Source organism: Flavobacterium anhuiense (genome assembly GCF_001705175.1).
Taxonomy (GTDB): domain Bacteria; phylum Bacteroidota; class Bacteroidia; order Flavobacteriales; family Flavobacteriaceae; genus Flavobacterium; species Flavobacterium anhuiense.
The window spans coordinates 4,739,651-4,754,279 of record NZ_CP016907.1 but is presented as its reverse complement, the minus strand read 5'-3'; the positions used below and the strand labels follow the sequence as shown (position 1 = coordinate 4,754,279).

General features: G+C 35.7%; 15 protein-coding genes. 7 read left to right on the top strand and 8 right to left on the bottom strand.

What is annotated here, in order from left to right:
• Positions 1–3: 3 nt before the first annotated feature.
• The 4 genes from BB050_RS20040 to BB050_RS20025 all read right to left on the bottom strand — a co-directional run bounded on the left by BB050_RS20040 (position 4) and on the right by BB050_RS20025 (position 3,877).
• On the bottom strand, positions 4–1,890 hold the full coding sequence (locus tag BB050_RS20040) for an amidohydrolase (protein ID WP_066034856.1): 1,887 nt from the start codon (positions 1,888–1,890) through the stop codon (positions 4–6).
• A gap of 60 nt (positions 1,891–1,950) precedes the next feature.
• On the bottom strand, positions 1,951–2,583 hold the full coding sequence (locus BB050_RS20035; RefSeq protein ID WP_008463483.1) for a hydrolase: 633 nt from the start codon (positions 2,581–2,583) through the stop codon (positions 1,951–1,953).
• 101 nt (positions 2,584–2,684) lie between these two features.
• Positions 2,685–3,002 carry a phosphoribosylpyrophosphate synthetase gene (locus BB050_RS20030; protein WP_066034855.1) on the bottom strand — a complete coding sequence of 106 codons (318 nt, stop codon included), beginning with the start codon at positions 3,000–3,002 and terminating at the stop codon, positions 2,685–2,687.
• Positions 3,003–3,061: 59 nt separating this feature from the next.
• Positions 3,062–3,877: an alpha/beta fold hydrolase gene (locus BB050_RS20025; protein WP_008463488.1), complete on the bottom strand. Its 816-nt coding sequence runs from the start codon at positions 3,875–3,877 to the stop codon at positions 3,062–3,064.
• Positions 3,878–4,325: 448 nt separating this feature from the next.
• On the opposite strand from BB050_RS20025, the gene BB050_RS20020 reads away from it, so the two are divergent.
• From BB050_RS20020 to BB050_RS19990, 7 genes are all read left to right on the top strand, one after another.
• Entirely contained in the window at positions 4,326–4,727 is a 402-nt protein-coding gene (locus BB050_RS20020) for a hypothetical protein (RefSeq protein WP_008463490.1), read from the top strand.
• Positions 4,728–5,036: 309 nt separating this feature from the next.
• Positions 5,037–5,960, top strand: a complete 924-nt coding sequence (locus BB050_RS20015; RefSeq protein ID WP_066034854.1) for a hypothetical protein — start codon at positions 5,037–5,039, stop codon at positions 5,958–5,960.
• 4 nt (positions 5,961–5,964) lie between these two features.
• Entirely contained in the window at positions 5,965–7,944 is a 1,980-nt protein-coding gene (locus BB050_RS20010) for a TonB-dependent receptor plug domain-containing protein (RefSeq protein WP_066034853.1), read from the top strand.
• A 182-nt stretch (positions 7,945–8,126) separates the two neighbouring features.
• A complete protein-coding gene (locus tag BB050_RS20005) occupies positions 8,127–8,495 on the top strand; it encodes a hypothetical protein (RefSeq protein WP_123907013.1) in 369 nt (122 codons plus the stop codon).
• A gap of 54 nt (positions 8,496–8,549) precedes the next feature.
• A complete protein-coding gene (locus BB050_RS20000; RefSeq protein WP_066034851.1) occupies positions 8,550–9,416 on the top strand; it encodes an MbnP family protein in 867 nt (288 codons plus the stop codon).
• 57 nt (positions 9,417–9,473) lie between these two features.
• A complete protein-coding gene (locus tag BB050_RS19995; protein ID WP_066034850.1) occupies positions 9,474–10,493 on the top strand; it encodes a cytochrome-c peroxidase in 1,020 nt (339 codons plus the stop codon).
• A gap of 175 nt (positions 10,494–10,668) precedes the next feature.
• Entirely contained in the window at positions 10,669–10,917 is a 249-nt protein-coding gene (locus BB050_RS19990) for a hypothetical protein (RefSeq protein WP_035690839.1), read from the top strand.
• Between the two features lie 46 nt (positions 10,918–10,963).
• Here the strand turns inward: BB050_RS19990 and BB050_RS19985 are convergent, their stop codons facing one another.
• The 4 genes from BB050_RS19985 to BB050_RS19970 all read right to left on the bottom strand — a co-directional run bounded on the left by BB050_RS19985 (position 10,964) and on the right by BB050_RS19970 (position 14,434).
• On the bottom strand, positions 10,964–11,167 hold the full coding sequence (locus BB050_RS19985) for a KH domain-containing protein (protein ID WP_066034849.1): 204 nt from the start codon (positions 11,165–11,167) through the stop codon (positions 10,964–10,966).
• Between the two features lie 187 nt (positions 11,168–11,354).
• Positions 11,355–12,803, bottom strand: a complete 1,449-nt coding sequence (locus tag BB050_RS19980; RefSeq protein WP_066034848.1) for an FAD-dependent oxidoreductase — start codon at positions 12,801–12,803, stop codon at positions 11,355–11,357.
• 136 nt (positions 12,804–12,939) lie between these two features.
• Positions 12,940–13,791, bottom strand: a complete 852-nt coding sequence (locus tag BB050_RS19975) for an alpha/beta fold hydrolase (protein WP_066034847.1) — start codon at positions 13,789–13,791, stop codon at positions 12,940–12,942.
• Between the two features lie 25 nt (positions 13,792–13,816).
• Positions 13,817–14,434, bottom strand: a complete 618-nt coding sequence (locus BB050_RS19970; protein WP_066034846.1) for a cysteine hydrolase family protein — start codon at positions 14,432–14,434, stop codon at positions 13,817–13,819.
• Between the last annotated feature and the right edge of the window lie 195 nt (positions 14,435–14,629).

Genomic DNA, 14,629 nt, shown 5'->3' with positions numbered 1-14,629 from the left:
GATTTAAAAAGCAAAACAAGAACAGCCCAAAGCTCCCCAGAATGCATTATAATTATTAACAGGAACATTGCTCAATCGGGCAGCGTCGTGATTGTGTAAATGAACATCGCAACTTCCGCTGCAGCTATGAATCTGCGAAGTTAGTTTTGGTTTTGCATCGGCTTTTGCATTTTTTCCAATTGCACTTTGCAAACCGCTCCTTACAGGATATCCGTTATAAATATTTGTTGGTGACCAATCTGGCAGAATCGGAATGTGAGGAGGGGAGAAGGAAGAAAAATCTCCGTTTGCATACACAATTTTTCCGTCTACAATGGTCAAGTCAGCTTCGATTTTTTTAATGTCTTCGTCGTCAATTGCAAAATAATCTCGGTCTAAAACCACTAAATCGGCAAACATTCCAACTTTAATATCTCCTTTTTTTGTTTGTTCTTGCGAGAACCAAGCGCTTCCTCTGGTGTACAATTCCAAAGCCGTTTGTCTGTTCAATCTGGTTTCATTGTACAATTGCAAGCCTCCAACAGTTTTTCCAACCGTCATCCAATACATGGAAACCCACGGATTGTAACTGCTTACTCTTGTGGCGTCCGAACCTGCGCCAACAGGAACTTCCATTTCGATCATTTTTTTGATTGGAGGTGTGTTTTCTGCGGCTTTAGCTCCGTAACGATCTGTGAAATATTCTCCTTGATACGCCATTCTGCTTTGAACAGCAATTCCGCCTCCTAAAGCTTTTACACGTTCGATGTTTCTTTCATCAATCGTTTCTGCGTGGTCAAAAATCCACGGAAGTCCGTTGAAAGGAATATCTTGGTTGATTTTTTCAAATACATTCAAGAATCTAGTAATGCTTTCGTTATAAGTCGCATGCAGTCTAAACGGCCAACGGTTTTCTACCAGAAGACGAACCACTTTTTCTAATTCGGCTTCCATGTTTTCTGGAAGATCGGGTCTTGGCTGTAGAAAATCTTCAAAATCAGCAGCAGAGAAAACCAACATTTCGCCAGCGCCATTGTGGCGGTACATATCATTTCCTTGATATAATTTTACGGTATCAATCCAATCTGAAAAATCTTCAAATTCATGTTTTGGCTTTTGTGTGAAAAGATTGTAGGCAATTCGCACTGTCAATTGGTTCTTTTCATTCAATTCATTCACCACTTTATAATCGTCTGGAAAATTCTGAAATCCGCCGCCAGCATCGATCACACTGGTGATTCCGAAACGATTTAATTCTTTCATAAAATGACGTGTCGAGTTAAGCTGATGCTCATAAGAAAGAGTAGGGCCTTTAGCCAAAGTTGAATACAAAATCATCGCATTTGGCGTTGCAATAATAAGTCCTGTTGGCTCTCCGTTTGAGTCGCGCTCAATATGTCCGCCTGGAGGCGCAGGCGTATTTTTGTTATATCCAACAGCTCTCAGTGCCGCTCTGTTCATAATCGCTCTATCGTACAAATGCAGAATAAAAACAGGAGTATCTGGCGCAATAGCGTTGATTTCTTCTAAAGTTGGCATTCTGCGTTCAGCAAATTGAAATTCAGACCAACCGCCCACTACACGTACCCATTGCGGATTTGGAGTGCGATTAACTTGCTCTTTTAGCATTCGAAGCGCATCGGCTAGAGACGGAACTCCATCCCAGCGTAATTCTAAATTATAGTTTAATCCGCCACGAATAAGGTGAATGTGCGAATCGTTGATTCCTGGAACAGCTCTCTTATTCTGAAGGTCGATTATTTTGGTTTCTTCAGAAGCAAACTGCATGATATCGCTGTCATTTCCAACGCCAATAAATTTTCCGTTTTTAATCGCGACTGCTGTTATATTTGGAGTTTCTGGATTGAAACTATGAATTTTTCCGTTGAATAAAATTAAATCTGCTTTCATAATTAAATTATTTAGAGTAGAGCCTCGAATAGTTATATAGGTTTAAATGAACTCTTTAGATTAGTGTTTCAACATAGTGTGTGCATATTGGATGCCTATTCCATAAGAACCGCCATATTTTTTCATTAAAGAAGTTACAGGACCATAAGTAGCTTCTCGCGCCCAGTCTCTTTGAAGTTCTAATAAATATTGGATAGAAGTTATAGGAATTGCACCAGCTTGTACCATTCTCTGTACGGCACGCTCATGAGCTTCTTTGCTTACGTCACCACAAGCATCTGTAATAATGTAAACTTCGTATCCCTCTTCAATAGCCGACAATGCAGGCCCAACAATACAAACGCTTGTCCATAATCCAGCAAGAACTATTTTCTTTTTATTTTTTGCTACAATAGCTTTATAGGCATTTTCGTCTTCCCAAGTATTCATTGTTGTTCTATCAATATATCCAGAAGTAGCGATTGGATAAAATTCTTCAACTTCAGGGAAAACAGGACCCGAGAAGCTTTCTTCTGCAACTGTAGTTACCACTGTTGACACATTAAATATTTTTGATGCTCCAGAAACGATTGCCACATTTGTACGCAATTCGTGTACAGGAAGATTGCTTGTTGCAAAAGCCATTTGACCTTCAAAATCGATTAATACTAAGGCGTGATTGTCTGGTGTCAATAAGTTAGATGATGGTTTCATGATGTTTATTTTTTAGATTTTATAATTAGTCAATAGAGTATTTAATTTCCGAGAGAACTAGCGATATATCGTTATTCTTACGATATGCTGTTATTTTGATATTAATGTGTAGAAAGTTTTTTAATCATTTCAGCAGAAACTGAATCTGCATAAATTCCAAAAGCGCTGGTTAAAACACCTTTTACATTGTAAATGTCAGAGATTATGCCGTATACAATATCTTCATCACCGGGATCAGTATCACCTTCGAAGCGAAATAAATATTCGATTTTGAACTCTTCTGGAGACATTCTAAGCGTGTTGGTATTGCATCTGATGCAATCTACATCAAGATTGAAGTTTTCTGTAAAACCTTGTACATTTAGCCATTGTAAAGCTTCGGTAACGGTTTCAAAATAAGGTTGTTGTAATGAACTCATAGCTTGGAGAGATTTAAACTGTCTGCAAAGAAGTTTTGCAGACAGTTAGGTTTTAAGAGTTATTTTATGAAAGCTAGAATATCATTATTGATCGTTTCTGCTTCTGTGGTTGGCATACCGTGAGGAAATCCTGGGTAAGAAATCAATTTTCCGTTTTTTAGCAGTTTTGCTGATTTTGGCGCTTGATGATAAGGAACGATCTGGTCATCTTCTCCGTGCAACACAAGAACCGGAATATCCAAACTTTTAAGATCTTCTGTAAAATCAGTTTCAGAGAAAGCTTTAATTCCTTCATAATGAGATAATACAGAACCCATCATTCCTTGACGCCACCAATTTTGCTTAATTCCTTCTTGAACGGTTTGACCTTCGCGATTCCATCCGTAAAAAGGAATAGGGAAATCATAAAAATATTGCGATCTGGTAAAACCCGTTCCTTTTCTGATTTCATCAAAAACAGACAAAGGCACACCTTCAGGATTCGATTCGCTTTGAACCATAATTGGTGGTACAGCGCTAATGATTACTGCTTTTGAGATACGCCCTTTTCCGTATTTTGCAGCATAACGAATTACTTCACCGCCTCCTGTTGAGTGACCAACGTGAATTGCATCTTTTAAGTCAAGAGCCTCAACTAATTGAGCAATGTCTGATGCGTAAGTTTCCATGTTATTTCCTATAGAAGTCTGGCTTGAACGTCCATGACCGCGGCGATCGTGTGCAATAACTCTGTATCCTTTTTGAAGAAAAAACATCATCTGTGCGTCCCAATCATCGCTTGATAAAGGCCATCCGTGATGAAAAACAATTGGCTGTCCTGTTCCCCAATCTTTATAATAAATTTCTGTTCCGTCTTTTACTGTAAATGTGCTCATGGTTTTTGATTTTAAGATTAATATTTGTTTATATTTTTAATTTAAATTGATTTATAGGTTTAAATTTTAAACTTATAAGTGGTATTGTATTTTGTTTTGTTATGATTACACTGCAAATGTATTGCAGATTGAAAGGCCTATCGGTTAATCTAGATTAAGAAGTGAAAATTTTTGTGTTGAATACGTGGTGGGGCATGCTGAAAGAGGGATGTTTGCTTAATTTTCATATTATTCATTTTATATTTGGAAATTATGCCAGACAGTAGCCAATTAACGTGCCTTATTTACAATGGCTTTATTTTAAAGGCTTTATCGAAAAGAGAAAGTTTTTTATTTGCGATATTTCGTTAATTGATGAGGAGTTCGCTTTTTGCAAATGCAATTGATTAGTTATTATCCAATAAAAAATGAAGAAATCGTTAAAATAAATACAAAATAGTATGTACTTTTGCCAGCAACTATTGAACAAGCATTGAAAAGAGTAATCATCATAGCGCTTTCTATTTTAATACTGTCGCCATCTTTTGGCAGCTTGTTCGTTTATGCTTCTTTTAAAATCAATCAAAAAGAAATTGCAAAAACCATCTGTGTGCAACGCAAACAAGCTTTTAATAGCTGTAATGGTCGTTGCGAACTTCAAAAAAGCATTAAAAAATATTCTGATAACGAACGAAAAATGCAGGATAGCCTAAAAGATAAATTAGAGCTTGTATACGTTCAAAATACTGCTGAAATTAATTTTAGTACAATTCCAGTTATCGAATCAAAAGAGAATACTTCAATTTTATTTGAAAAGAAACCTATCGGGGCTTCTAATCTTACTTTTCATCCTCCTCTCTATACAGTATAGAGATTAAAATCCTGTTGTTTTTATAAAATCCAATTTGTGAAATTCCAAATTCCAATTCTGAAATTTGAATTTTCGAATAGTTTTGTTTTGCTTGATTTACTAGTGCTTATAATTCTAGTTGAGATAAAATTACTCAATTTATTTTTCTAAAACTGATTTTGATCTTCTTTTGTAATTGAAAGGAAAACACTTCCATTTTCATTTACACTGCCAATATTTTGGTTTGCTCACAGCATTTTGGTTCTTTTTTGATATTCAAAAATTTATGGTAAGGTGCTAAATATTGAACTTTTTTTATAACATCATCAAATGAAATCTTTTAATTTTTGGATAATCGCACTATTGTTTGCGGTTAGTTCCTGTACAATCGATAAAACAGATTACGAAGCTGAAACTGGTTCTGAAGTTCCTGAAAGATACGAATTTAAAGAAGCGACTTCTTTTATTAATGGGAACTATAAGATAACCATAGATGCCTTAAACGGAACATTCTATAAAGGATATAATGAGCTTCACTTCAAAATTGTGAACACTCAAAACAATCAGGAGCTGACTTCTTCTGCTGCAACTTTTCTGCCTATTTTGAGCAATGCTGACGGAAGCAAAAGTTCATGTCCGCATGAACATAATCTAGCATACGATGCTACTAACAAATACTACATTGGTTATTCTGTTTTTACTGGCGAAAGCTCAACGACGGCAAGTTGGAAATTGTACATCAGTTTTACGGCTGATAACCAAAAATATGAGATTAATAAAGATGTTTCTGTAGCACAGCAACCCAATAAAAATCTAAACATGACGGCTTTTGCAGGAAATGATGGAGAACAATATGTTATAGCATTGATTTCGCCTCAAAAACCTACGGTTTCAGAAAATCCACTTGTAGCAGGGGTTTATAAATACAATAAACCAACCACGCCTGCGGGAACTTTCCCTGATCCAACACAGTTTTCATATTCGGAAGTTGTAGGCTATACTTTAAAGTTAGATCCTAGAATGCCTGAACCTTCAATGGGCAATCATTCTTCGCCAAATAATAAAGATTTAACGCAAGGAAATGATGGTTTGTATCACGGTGTGGTTAATTATACGATGACAGGAAACTGGACATTGAATCTAATTATGATGAACCAAAACGGATTAATCGTAAAAGGAACTGTAGTTCCGACCGATCATACGCCGGGGGTTGAAGGCGTGAAAAGCGAACTATATATTGATACTTTATTCTAATAACATGAAATATATTATAATGCTACTTTTTTTGGGAATGTCTGTAACGGCTCAAAACCAGCATGCACATCACGACAGCATCAAAAACTTAGAAGAAGTAACAGTAAAAAACGCCGCAAAAAAGAAAATTGAAACCGAGATGAAAATGGCGGTTTCTGTTGATGAATTTTTGTCATCGTCAGAGAATATCAGTTTTATAAAGCGTGGAGCTTACGCATGGGAGCCTTTGTTGAACAATATGAGCACCGAACGTTCTACGGTTACCATTGACGGAATGCATGTGTTTGGCGCTTGTACCGATAAAATGGATCCAATTACGTCTTATGTAGAAAGCAATAATCTCGCGGCAATCGATATTAAATCGGGACAGGAGGGAAGCCTGCATGGATCAACAATTGCAGGAAGCATCGATTTAAAAAGAAAAAGCACGCCGTTTGGACTTCAAAAGAAATGGAATGGAGCGTATCAGACAGGATTTGAGTTTAATAATAAGCAGTTTTTCAATTTAGGAAATATCTCTTATTCGGGAACTAAATTTGTGGCTGACGGAAGCATTTCCTATCGAACGGCCGATAATTATCATGACGGAAACAACAATGAAGTAAAGCATTCGCAATACAATAAATTCAATACTTCATTAGGATTCGCTTATAAAACCAGCGATTTATCATCATTACGATTAGACGCGATTTTTGATGTGGCAAAAGACGTAGGTTATCCTGCTTTGCCAATGGATTTGTGGCTTTCTCGCGCACTCATTACTTCGGCGTCTTACAAACAATTGTTTGAAGAAGGTTTGGTTAGAGTAGTGGATACGAAAGTATATTTTAATGCAATCGAACATTATATGGATGATACTACACGTCCTGAGAATTTGGTTCATATGGATATGCCGGGTTGGAGCACAACCTATGGATTGGTTTCTAAAGCCAATTTGAAAAGAAATAACTATTCATCTGAAATTCAGTTGAATGCCTACGATAATTTGTCTATTGCAGAAATGCGTATGTATCCGCAGGATCGAAGCGAAAGAACCATGTTTGCCTATAGCTGGCCTTGGGTAACAACACGTTTTGCTGGACTTTCTATGAATAATTCTTGGGAGCTTTCGGAGAAAAGCACTGTGAATCTTGGCGGTTCTTTGGGGGTGAACTACAATTATTCTAAATATATAGAGTTCAACTGGATTTTTCACCCAGGCGCGCCTCAGGAAAAAACGAGATTTCTGCCAAGTTTAAATGCCAGTTATCAGTTAAATATAGATCAGTTTAATTTTTCTGTTGGAACGGGTTATGGTCATAGAGCGCCTTCTGTTTCTGAAGGTTACGGATATTACATTTATAATAGTTTTGACCGCTACGATTATATCGGAGATCCCAATCTGAAAAATGAAATTTCGTATGAAGGAAATGCAAGCGCAGGTTTTGCAAACGAAAGATTAAGCATTCAGGGAAAAATCAACTATTTCTACATTGACAATTATATTATTGGTAAAATCTTGAGTTTAGGAAGTCCAATGAATTATCAGTCGGTTGGGGTAAAAGGCTATACTTCTTTAGATTATGCAACACTTTTGAATATGTCTGCGAATGTAAGCTACGATATTTTAGAGCATCTGCATTGGAAAGGAACGTTGACTTATGCTCGCGGAATGGACAATAAAGGAGGAAATCTGCCATTTATACGTCCGTTAAGCTATTTGACTTCATTGCATTATATGTATAAAAATTTCGGAATCCAGACTTCTGTAAATGGCGATTTCGAACAGATTAATTACAGTCCGGAATACGGAGAAGATTTGACTGCGGCTTATGCCATTTGGAACATCTCTGCCGATTATTCTTTTGCAATCAATAAAGTGAGAAGCACAATTCAGATTGGTGCAGAGAATGTATTAAATGAATATTACAGTACGTATGCTGACTGGGGAAATATCCCGAGAATGGGGCGTAATATTTTCACGTCTTTAAAATTGAATTTCTAATTAGAAAAACATCAAGATTAAATTTAAACACATAGGAACATAGATTTTTCTGTGATCTTGAAAAGAAAAAGAAAGAAACTAGTTTCTAACACATAGTTCTATGAGTTTTATTAAAAGTGAAACACCTTTTACAAATTTCTAAAAACTATGTTTCTATGTGTTAGAATTATTATACAAGTAAAATGAAAAAGGTTTTTAGTATCACTATGACGATTCTGTTCCTGCTGGTTTCTTTCCAGCAGGCGCTTATCATTGTGCACTTTAAACTGAACCAAGATGTTATAGAAAAAGAATTTTGCGTTAACAAAGCAAAGCCAGAATTGCAATGCCATGGTAAATGCCATTTGAAAAAAGAGCTTCAGGAAACCGAAAAAAATACAGATTTAGAATTGAGAAGCATCAGTAAAAAGATTGATATTGCTTTGATTGCTAATATCGAATTTGCGGTTTCTGTTCCAAAAGCAATTCATTCTAAAAAAGTAAATTTATATAAAGAATCTGGTCAGCCAGAACCTTGTCTTGAAATTTTTGTACCGCCGCCTATTTTATAATTGTCCTTGTCAATTAATTAAAATAAAATGCAATACAAAAATTAAAATCATATAATGGAAACTTTAAAAAAATACCTTTTATTATCAGCGGCTACTTTAGCATTTGTATCATGTTCAAGCGATGACGATACACCTGCAGCAAACAACTTAACCCTGGAATTCAATAACACTTTCAAAGAAAAGACAATTATATTAGGTGATGCAACTTCAGCTTCAGCAACAACAAATACTTCTGCAGCAGGGCAAATTCACCATTTTTCTGAGTTAAAATACGTAATCAGCAATATTCGTCTTATAAAAGATGATGGGAGCGAAGTGCCTTACAATGTAAATGATTTAGATAAAGGCGCAACTGTAATCGATCAGGCAAAAACGGAATCATTGAGCTATGTTTTGAGCAATGTGCCATCAGCAACATACAAACAGATTAAATTTGGTTTGGGTATTAAAACAGAGCAGAATACTCTAGATCAGACTAGATTTCCTAAATTTTATGCAGCAGCAGGAGCCAATGATACTCAAATGATGTGGGAATGGGGAACAGGATACCGTTTTACGAAAGTAGAAGGTTTTTATGATACTGATAATAAAATTATGTCTATTCATACTGGAAGTACTGTAGCAGGAAAAGAAGGCGCTTATACTCAAGGTGTAAATGCTTACAGAGATATTACATTAAGCCTTACAGCAAATGCAGTGGTAGGAAGCAAAGCTCCAAAAATCAAAATTAAAGCGGATTTTGATAAGTTATTGAGCGGAAAAATCAATACGATTACATTATCGACTGGAACAACAATGACTGATAATGCAACTCCGAATATTCATACTGTAGCTCAGATGGTAAAATTTGTGGATAATTTGGGAGGAAATGGAACAAATGATATCTCAGGAATGTTTTCTGTTACTAGTGTAGAAAACTAAATATATTTTGGAGCCGTCTGAAATTAAAAAGACGGCTCTATTTTAAAATTCGTTAAAATGAAAAAAATATTTGGCTTTATCATAATCGTAATCTTTTTCGCTTCTTGTAGCAGTAGTGATTCTGATGAAACTTATTTTGATAATCCTGAACTTGCGTTGCCTATTCCGACTGATTTTCCAGAAGTAAACAGTTACGTGAGTTTGAACAAGCCTACAAAATATGGAGTTGAATTGGGTGAAAAACTTTTCTCTGACAAAAGATTTAGCACAGACAATACAATTTCGTGTGCAAGCTGTCATATCCAAGCGAATGCTTTTGCAGATCATAATGCGCGAGCAATTGGAATTGAAGGCAGAGTTGGACTAAGAAATGCACCACCGCTTCAGAATTTGATGTTTCTAAAGTTCTTTAATTGGGATGGAAGCAGACTGCAGTTGGAAACGCAGCCTTTAGTGCCAATTATTACGCATGAAGAAATGGATTCATCGATTCTGGAAGTGATCGGAAAAATTAAAGATGATGCTTCTTATAAAGATTTATTTAAAAAAGCATTTGGCGATCAGGAAATTACTGCTGACAGGATTTATAAAAGTATCGCACAATTTGAATACACTTTAATTTCTGCCAACAGCAAATATGATAAAGTAAAACGAAAAGAAGGACAATCGTTTACAGAAAGTGAAGCGGCAGGCTACGCAACATTTCAGCGGAAATGTGCCAACTGTCATAGCACAGAATTGTTTACAGATCAAAGTTTTAGAAATATTGGTTTTCCAGTAAATACAGATTCTAATGAAGCAGGACGAGGAAGAGTTACCGGAATCCCGTCTGATTTTATGAGTTTTAGAGTTCCAAGTCTGCGTAATGTTGAATATACAGCGCCTTATGGAAGTTTTGGTCAGTTTGCTACATTAAGATCTGTTTTGGATTATTTCGACACAGGTGTTTTGGAAGCAGAAAATTTGGATCCTATTTTTAAAAATAACGGAAATAAAATTCCGCTGACAGAACCCGAAAAAGAAAACCTTATTGCGTTTATGAAAACTCTTAGCGACAAAGAATTTACAGGAAATTAACCTCGAAAGACTTGATTTTGCTGGTATTTGGCATTTCTATTATAAAAAAAGAAGAAATGTTTATAATATGTTGATAAATAATACGTTGCGGATAGTGTTAAAATCTGATTTCGATAGATTAAATGTTTTAAATTTAGTAACTGAATGATAGTTAATTATTTAAAATTATTTGAATATGGAAAGAGCTATAAAATTACAGGTTCGCAAAGAACTTGATGGGAAGCAGCAGGTAAACGTAATCAAACTAAAAGGCAGTTTAATTACAAAAGGCTACACAGAAATTATTCATATTAGTGATAAGGATGATGAATTTTATATTAATTCGTTTGCAACCAAAACAGAAGCAAGCAACGAAGTAAAAGAATTTATTCTGGATTTTATAAACAAAGAAAATTTAAGCAATACAATTAGTGTTTTAGGATAATCATTGCATAATTGTATTGCTTAAATAAATTTATAACAGTTTGCGCTTAAACTGCACTTGTAAAACTTGTATTTTGATCCAGATAAAGAGGCTTGTTTTGTAGAGCATCTTCTGGTTTTTCGTCCCAATCTCCCCAATCGCCTACATAAGTTTTACGAAATATTAATTCGTTATTGTCACCTTTACAAACCAAAGTTCGGTCTGTACAGGTTTCATTGTTTGGACTGAAATTTATTTGTAAATTTTTCATGACGTGATTTTTTTATATTGTTTGTAAATGAGATCATAAAATTAAAAAGATGAGAAGTAATTCAGTTATAAAATAATATTAAATTATTGTTTAATTTACATGTATAGGGTTGAGAATTAATAATATAAAAAAAAAGCTAAACAAATTTTGTTTAGCTTTTTGAATTTTAATCTTTCGTCTTTAATCTTTAATCTTTTTTCTCTGAATCTTTTTTCTCTGGATCTATCTCCCTCTTAAGGCACCTTCCCCTAGGTTCATCGCCTTCTTGAAGTATAATTTCAGAATGCAAGAACTGCGCAGCATCGGCAGAGCCTTTAACTTTTGCGGCACTTCGCTCGAGCATTTCAGCTTCAAATTCGTTTAATACGCATTCTCTCAATCCCCTTTCTTTCCATTTTGACTTTGCATTACAGCCTTTTGAAATTTTTCTGGCCAATTTTAAAGCATCTAGCAAAGCTTGATTGGCGCCTTGTCCTTTAAACGGACTCATTGGATGCGCTGCATCGCCAATTAAAGTGATATTCTGATTTTTTTCTAATAATGATGCACTTAATAATTCACGGTCATAAACAGGATATCCAGAAATTAGATTTTCTTGCGTGGCTTTCAAAATCTGAGGAATAGGAGCGTGCCATTGCGTTCTTCGGCAGGCTTCTTCTTTTAAGGCTTGCGGTCCTTTGGCACTTAATTCTTTGGCTTCTTCCTCAGACATAGGAAAACTTAGTTGCCACATGACAGAATCGGCCGTATAAGGCATTACATAAATTCGTTCATTTCCATTGGCAGTCTGGAATATTGTTTCACTATCTAGCAAATCACTAGAAAGTCCTTCTAGATCACTTAAAGGACAAATCCCTAAAATTACAATACAATCCAAATAACGAAGCGGTGTTGCTTCTTCGCCAATTATAAATCTTCTAACAGCGCTTCTAATGCCATCTGCACCAACAACAAAATCGGCTTTCGTTGTTATTATTTCTCCGTTTGCCTGAAAGTTTAATTCTACACTTTCTTCAGATGCTGTAAGATTTACTAATTGATGTCCCCATTGTATAGTATTGTTTCCTCCAAGCTGTTCCAAAAGAGCTAATCGAAGCGATTGTCTTGCGATATGTATGTTGGTGCGTTTTGCAGGTGATTTAATGGCGGTTTCTAGCCATTTTCTGGTTCCCCATTCGCCCAATATTTTTCCATCGGTATTGTGTACGATGTGTTTTGTCGAAATTACACCGTTTAGAGAAATAATTCCCAAACCTTTCATGGCTTTACTGGCTTGCTGTAAAGTAAGTCCGTAGCCCTGAGATCTGGCATCAAAGTCTCCGTCTCTTTCATAAATTGTAAAAGGAATTCCGCGATGTAAACAGGCGACTGCTAAGGCAACTCCGCCTATACCCGCACCAATAATGGCAACATGCGGTTTAGTGAGATCAGGTTCAAGATACTTTTCAGATTGAACTAATCCTGATCCTGAACAATTTATGCACAAATGCAGATGAGCTTTTGGACGTATCGGAGCGACTTTAGTCTGCGAACTTTCATATGCTGCCAATTCCGTCTGATAACGACGTTGCGCTTTTTTACTGAGTCCGCGATTTATTTTGCCCTGTCCTTGGCATTCATGGCATATAGTCCACATTCTATTGTACAGCTTATTGGTTATGAATATGCAAATTTACGCCAACTGTACTATTTAAACTACTGATTTTCAAATCTAAATCGCATTTCAAAAATATAAAAGATAAAGATTTAAAAATCAGCATTTTGAGTTTGTTTTAGTTTGTTTCTATGAAATCATCAATATAACGTGCGATCATATCTGGATATTGACTTTGAGGGCCATGACCAGTTTGAGCGATAGTAATAAGTGTTGCAGTTGGCAGTTTTTGGTTCAGCTCGAACCAATTTTCTGGGGGAAAACAAACTTCATGATTGGCAGAGATTACCAATATTGGAATGTTTGTTTGCATTAATTTTTCTCTGGATTTGTAAGGATCGTTGATATAATCATCATGAGATTTTGCATAGTATTCCCAAAGTTCAGGTCTTACTTTTGGATCTTTGTCTTTTCTTTTATTGATTCTTTTATGACTTTCTACTGCTGCTTTTTTACTTATTTCAGAAGTCGGTTCAAAAAACAATATGGTTTCGTGCTCAAGGGTATAATCTGGAATGTAAGCTGTTTTAAGAAAAATTTCTTCCATGGAGTGACTTACTTTTCCTGGAGGTTTGGTTCCTATTAGAATGGTATGGGTAATTCTATTTGGAAATTCGGTTGTTAGAACCTGCGCAGCCCATCCGCCAAGTGACCATCCTCCTAAAATAAATTTATCAATGTTTAAAGAATCTGCCAAGTCCAGAGCATCTTTTCCAAAACCTAAAATGGTTTCATGAGGTGTTCCGGTAGAAGAGGCCAATCCTTTGAAGTTAAATGTGATGACTTGGTATTTTTGTGCCAAAGCATCTAAAAATGCAGGGTCCCAATCGTCGAGATTCCCTCGAAATCTATTGCAAAGAATAATTGGCAAGCCTTTGCCTATCGATCTATAAGCGATTTTATAATCTTTAATTGAAGCAAATTTAGTTTCAGACTGGATTGCTTCTGATAAGGTGTTTTCTTTTTCCATTGTTATACATTTTATGTTGTTGTTTTTATGAATTGATACTATTTATGAATTCGTCAGTAGAGAGAAGTGCATGCCCGTAATTCGGAAAATTAGTTTCGACCGTTGCTTTAATTTCTTCCCAATTAAAAGCACCAATTCCATCTTTGATTAAAGTGACATGATAGCCTAGTTCGACACCAAATCTCGCAGTTGAATCGATACAGGTATTGGCTCTCATGCCCGCAAGAACAATTTGATCAATATCATGTTGACGTAAAAGAAAATCTAAGTCGGTGTTGGCAAAACCGCTGGCAGTCCAATGATTTTGCGCAATAAGGTCGCCTTCCTGCATAATGAGATCGGGATGAAATTGGGCTCCCCAAGAACCTTTTTCAAACAAAGTAATGCTTTTGCTTCCTAGGTGCGAAGGCGCCATAAATTTCCAGTTCAAATAATCTCTTATCTGGGTATTGCGATGCGGTGCATAAATTACCTGAATTTTCTTTTCTCTCGCAGCAGTCAATAGTTTTTTGATGTTGCTGACTACTTTATTTCCTTCAACAGTTTCTTTTGTTACAGGAAATAATTTTCCTCCTTCAGAAAGGAAATCATTAAATGGATCAATAATGACAAGTGCGGTTTTTTGAAGTTGATACAAGCCCATAATTTTAAAGTTTTTAAGTTAAGTTCTTGTATCCTAATAATATGCCACTTGTTTATGATGCAGTTTTATTGATGTTTTTCAAAATACGGCAAAATGAAAACTGCGATATTTAACGGATTTATCGAAATAAAGTGAATTGACCAAAGCCGTTTCATTTTATAATTTTTAAAAATGATTATATAAGCCAGACCATTG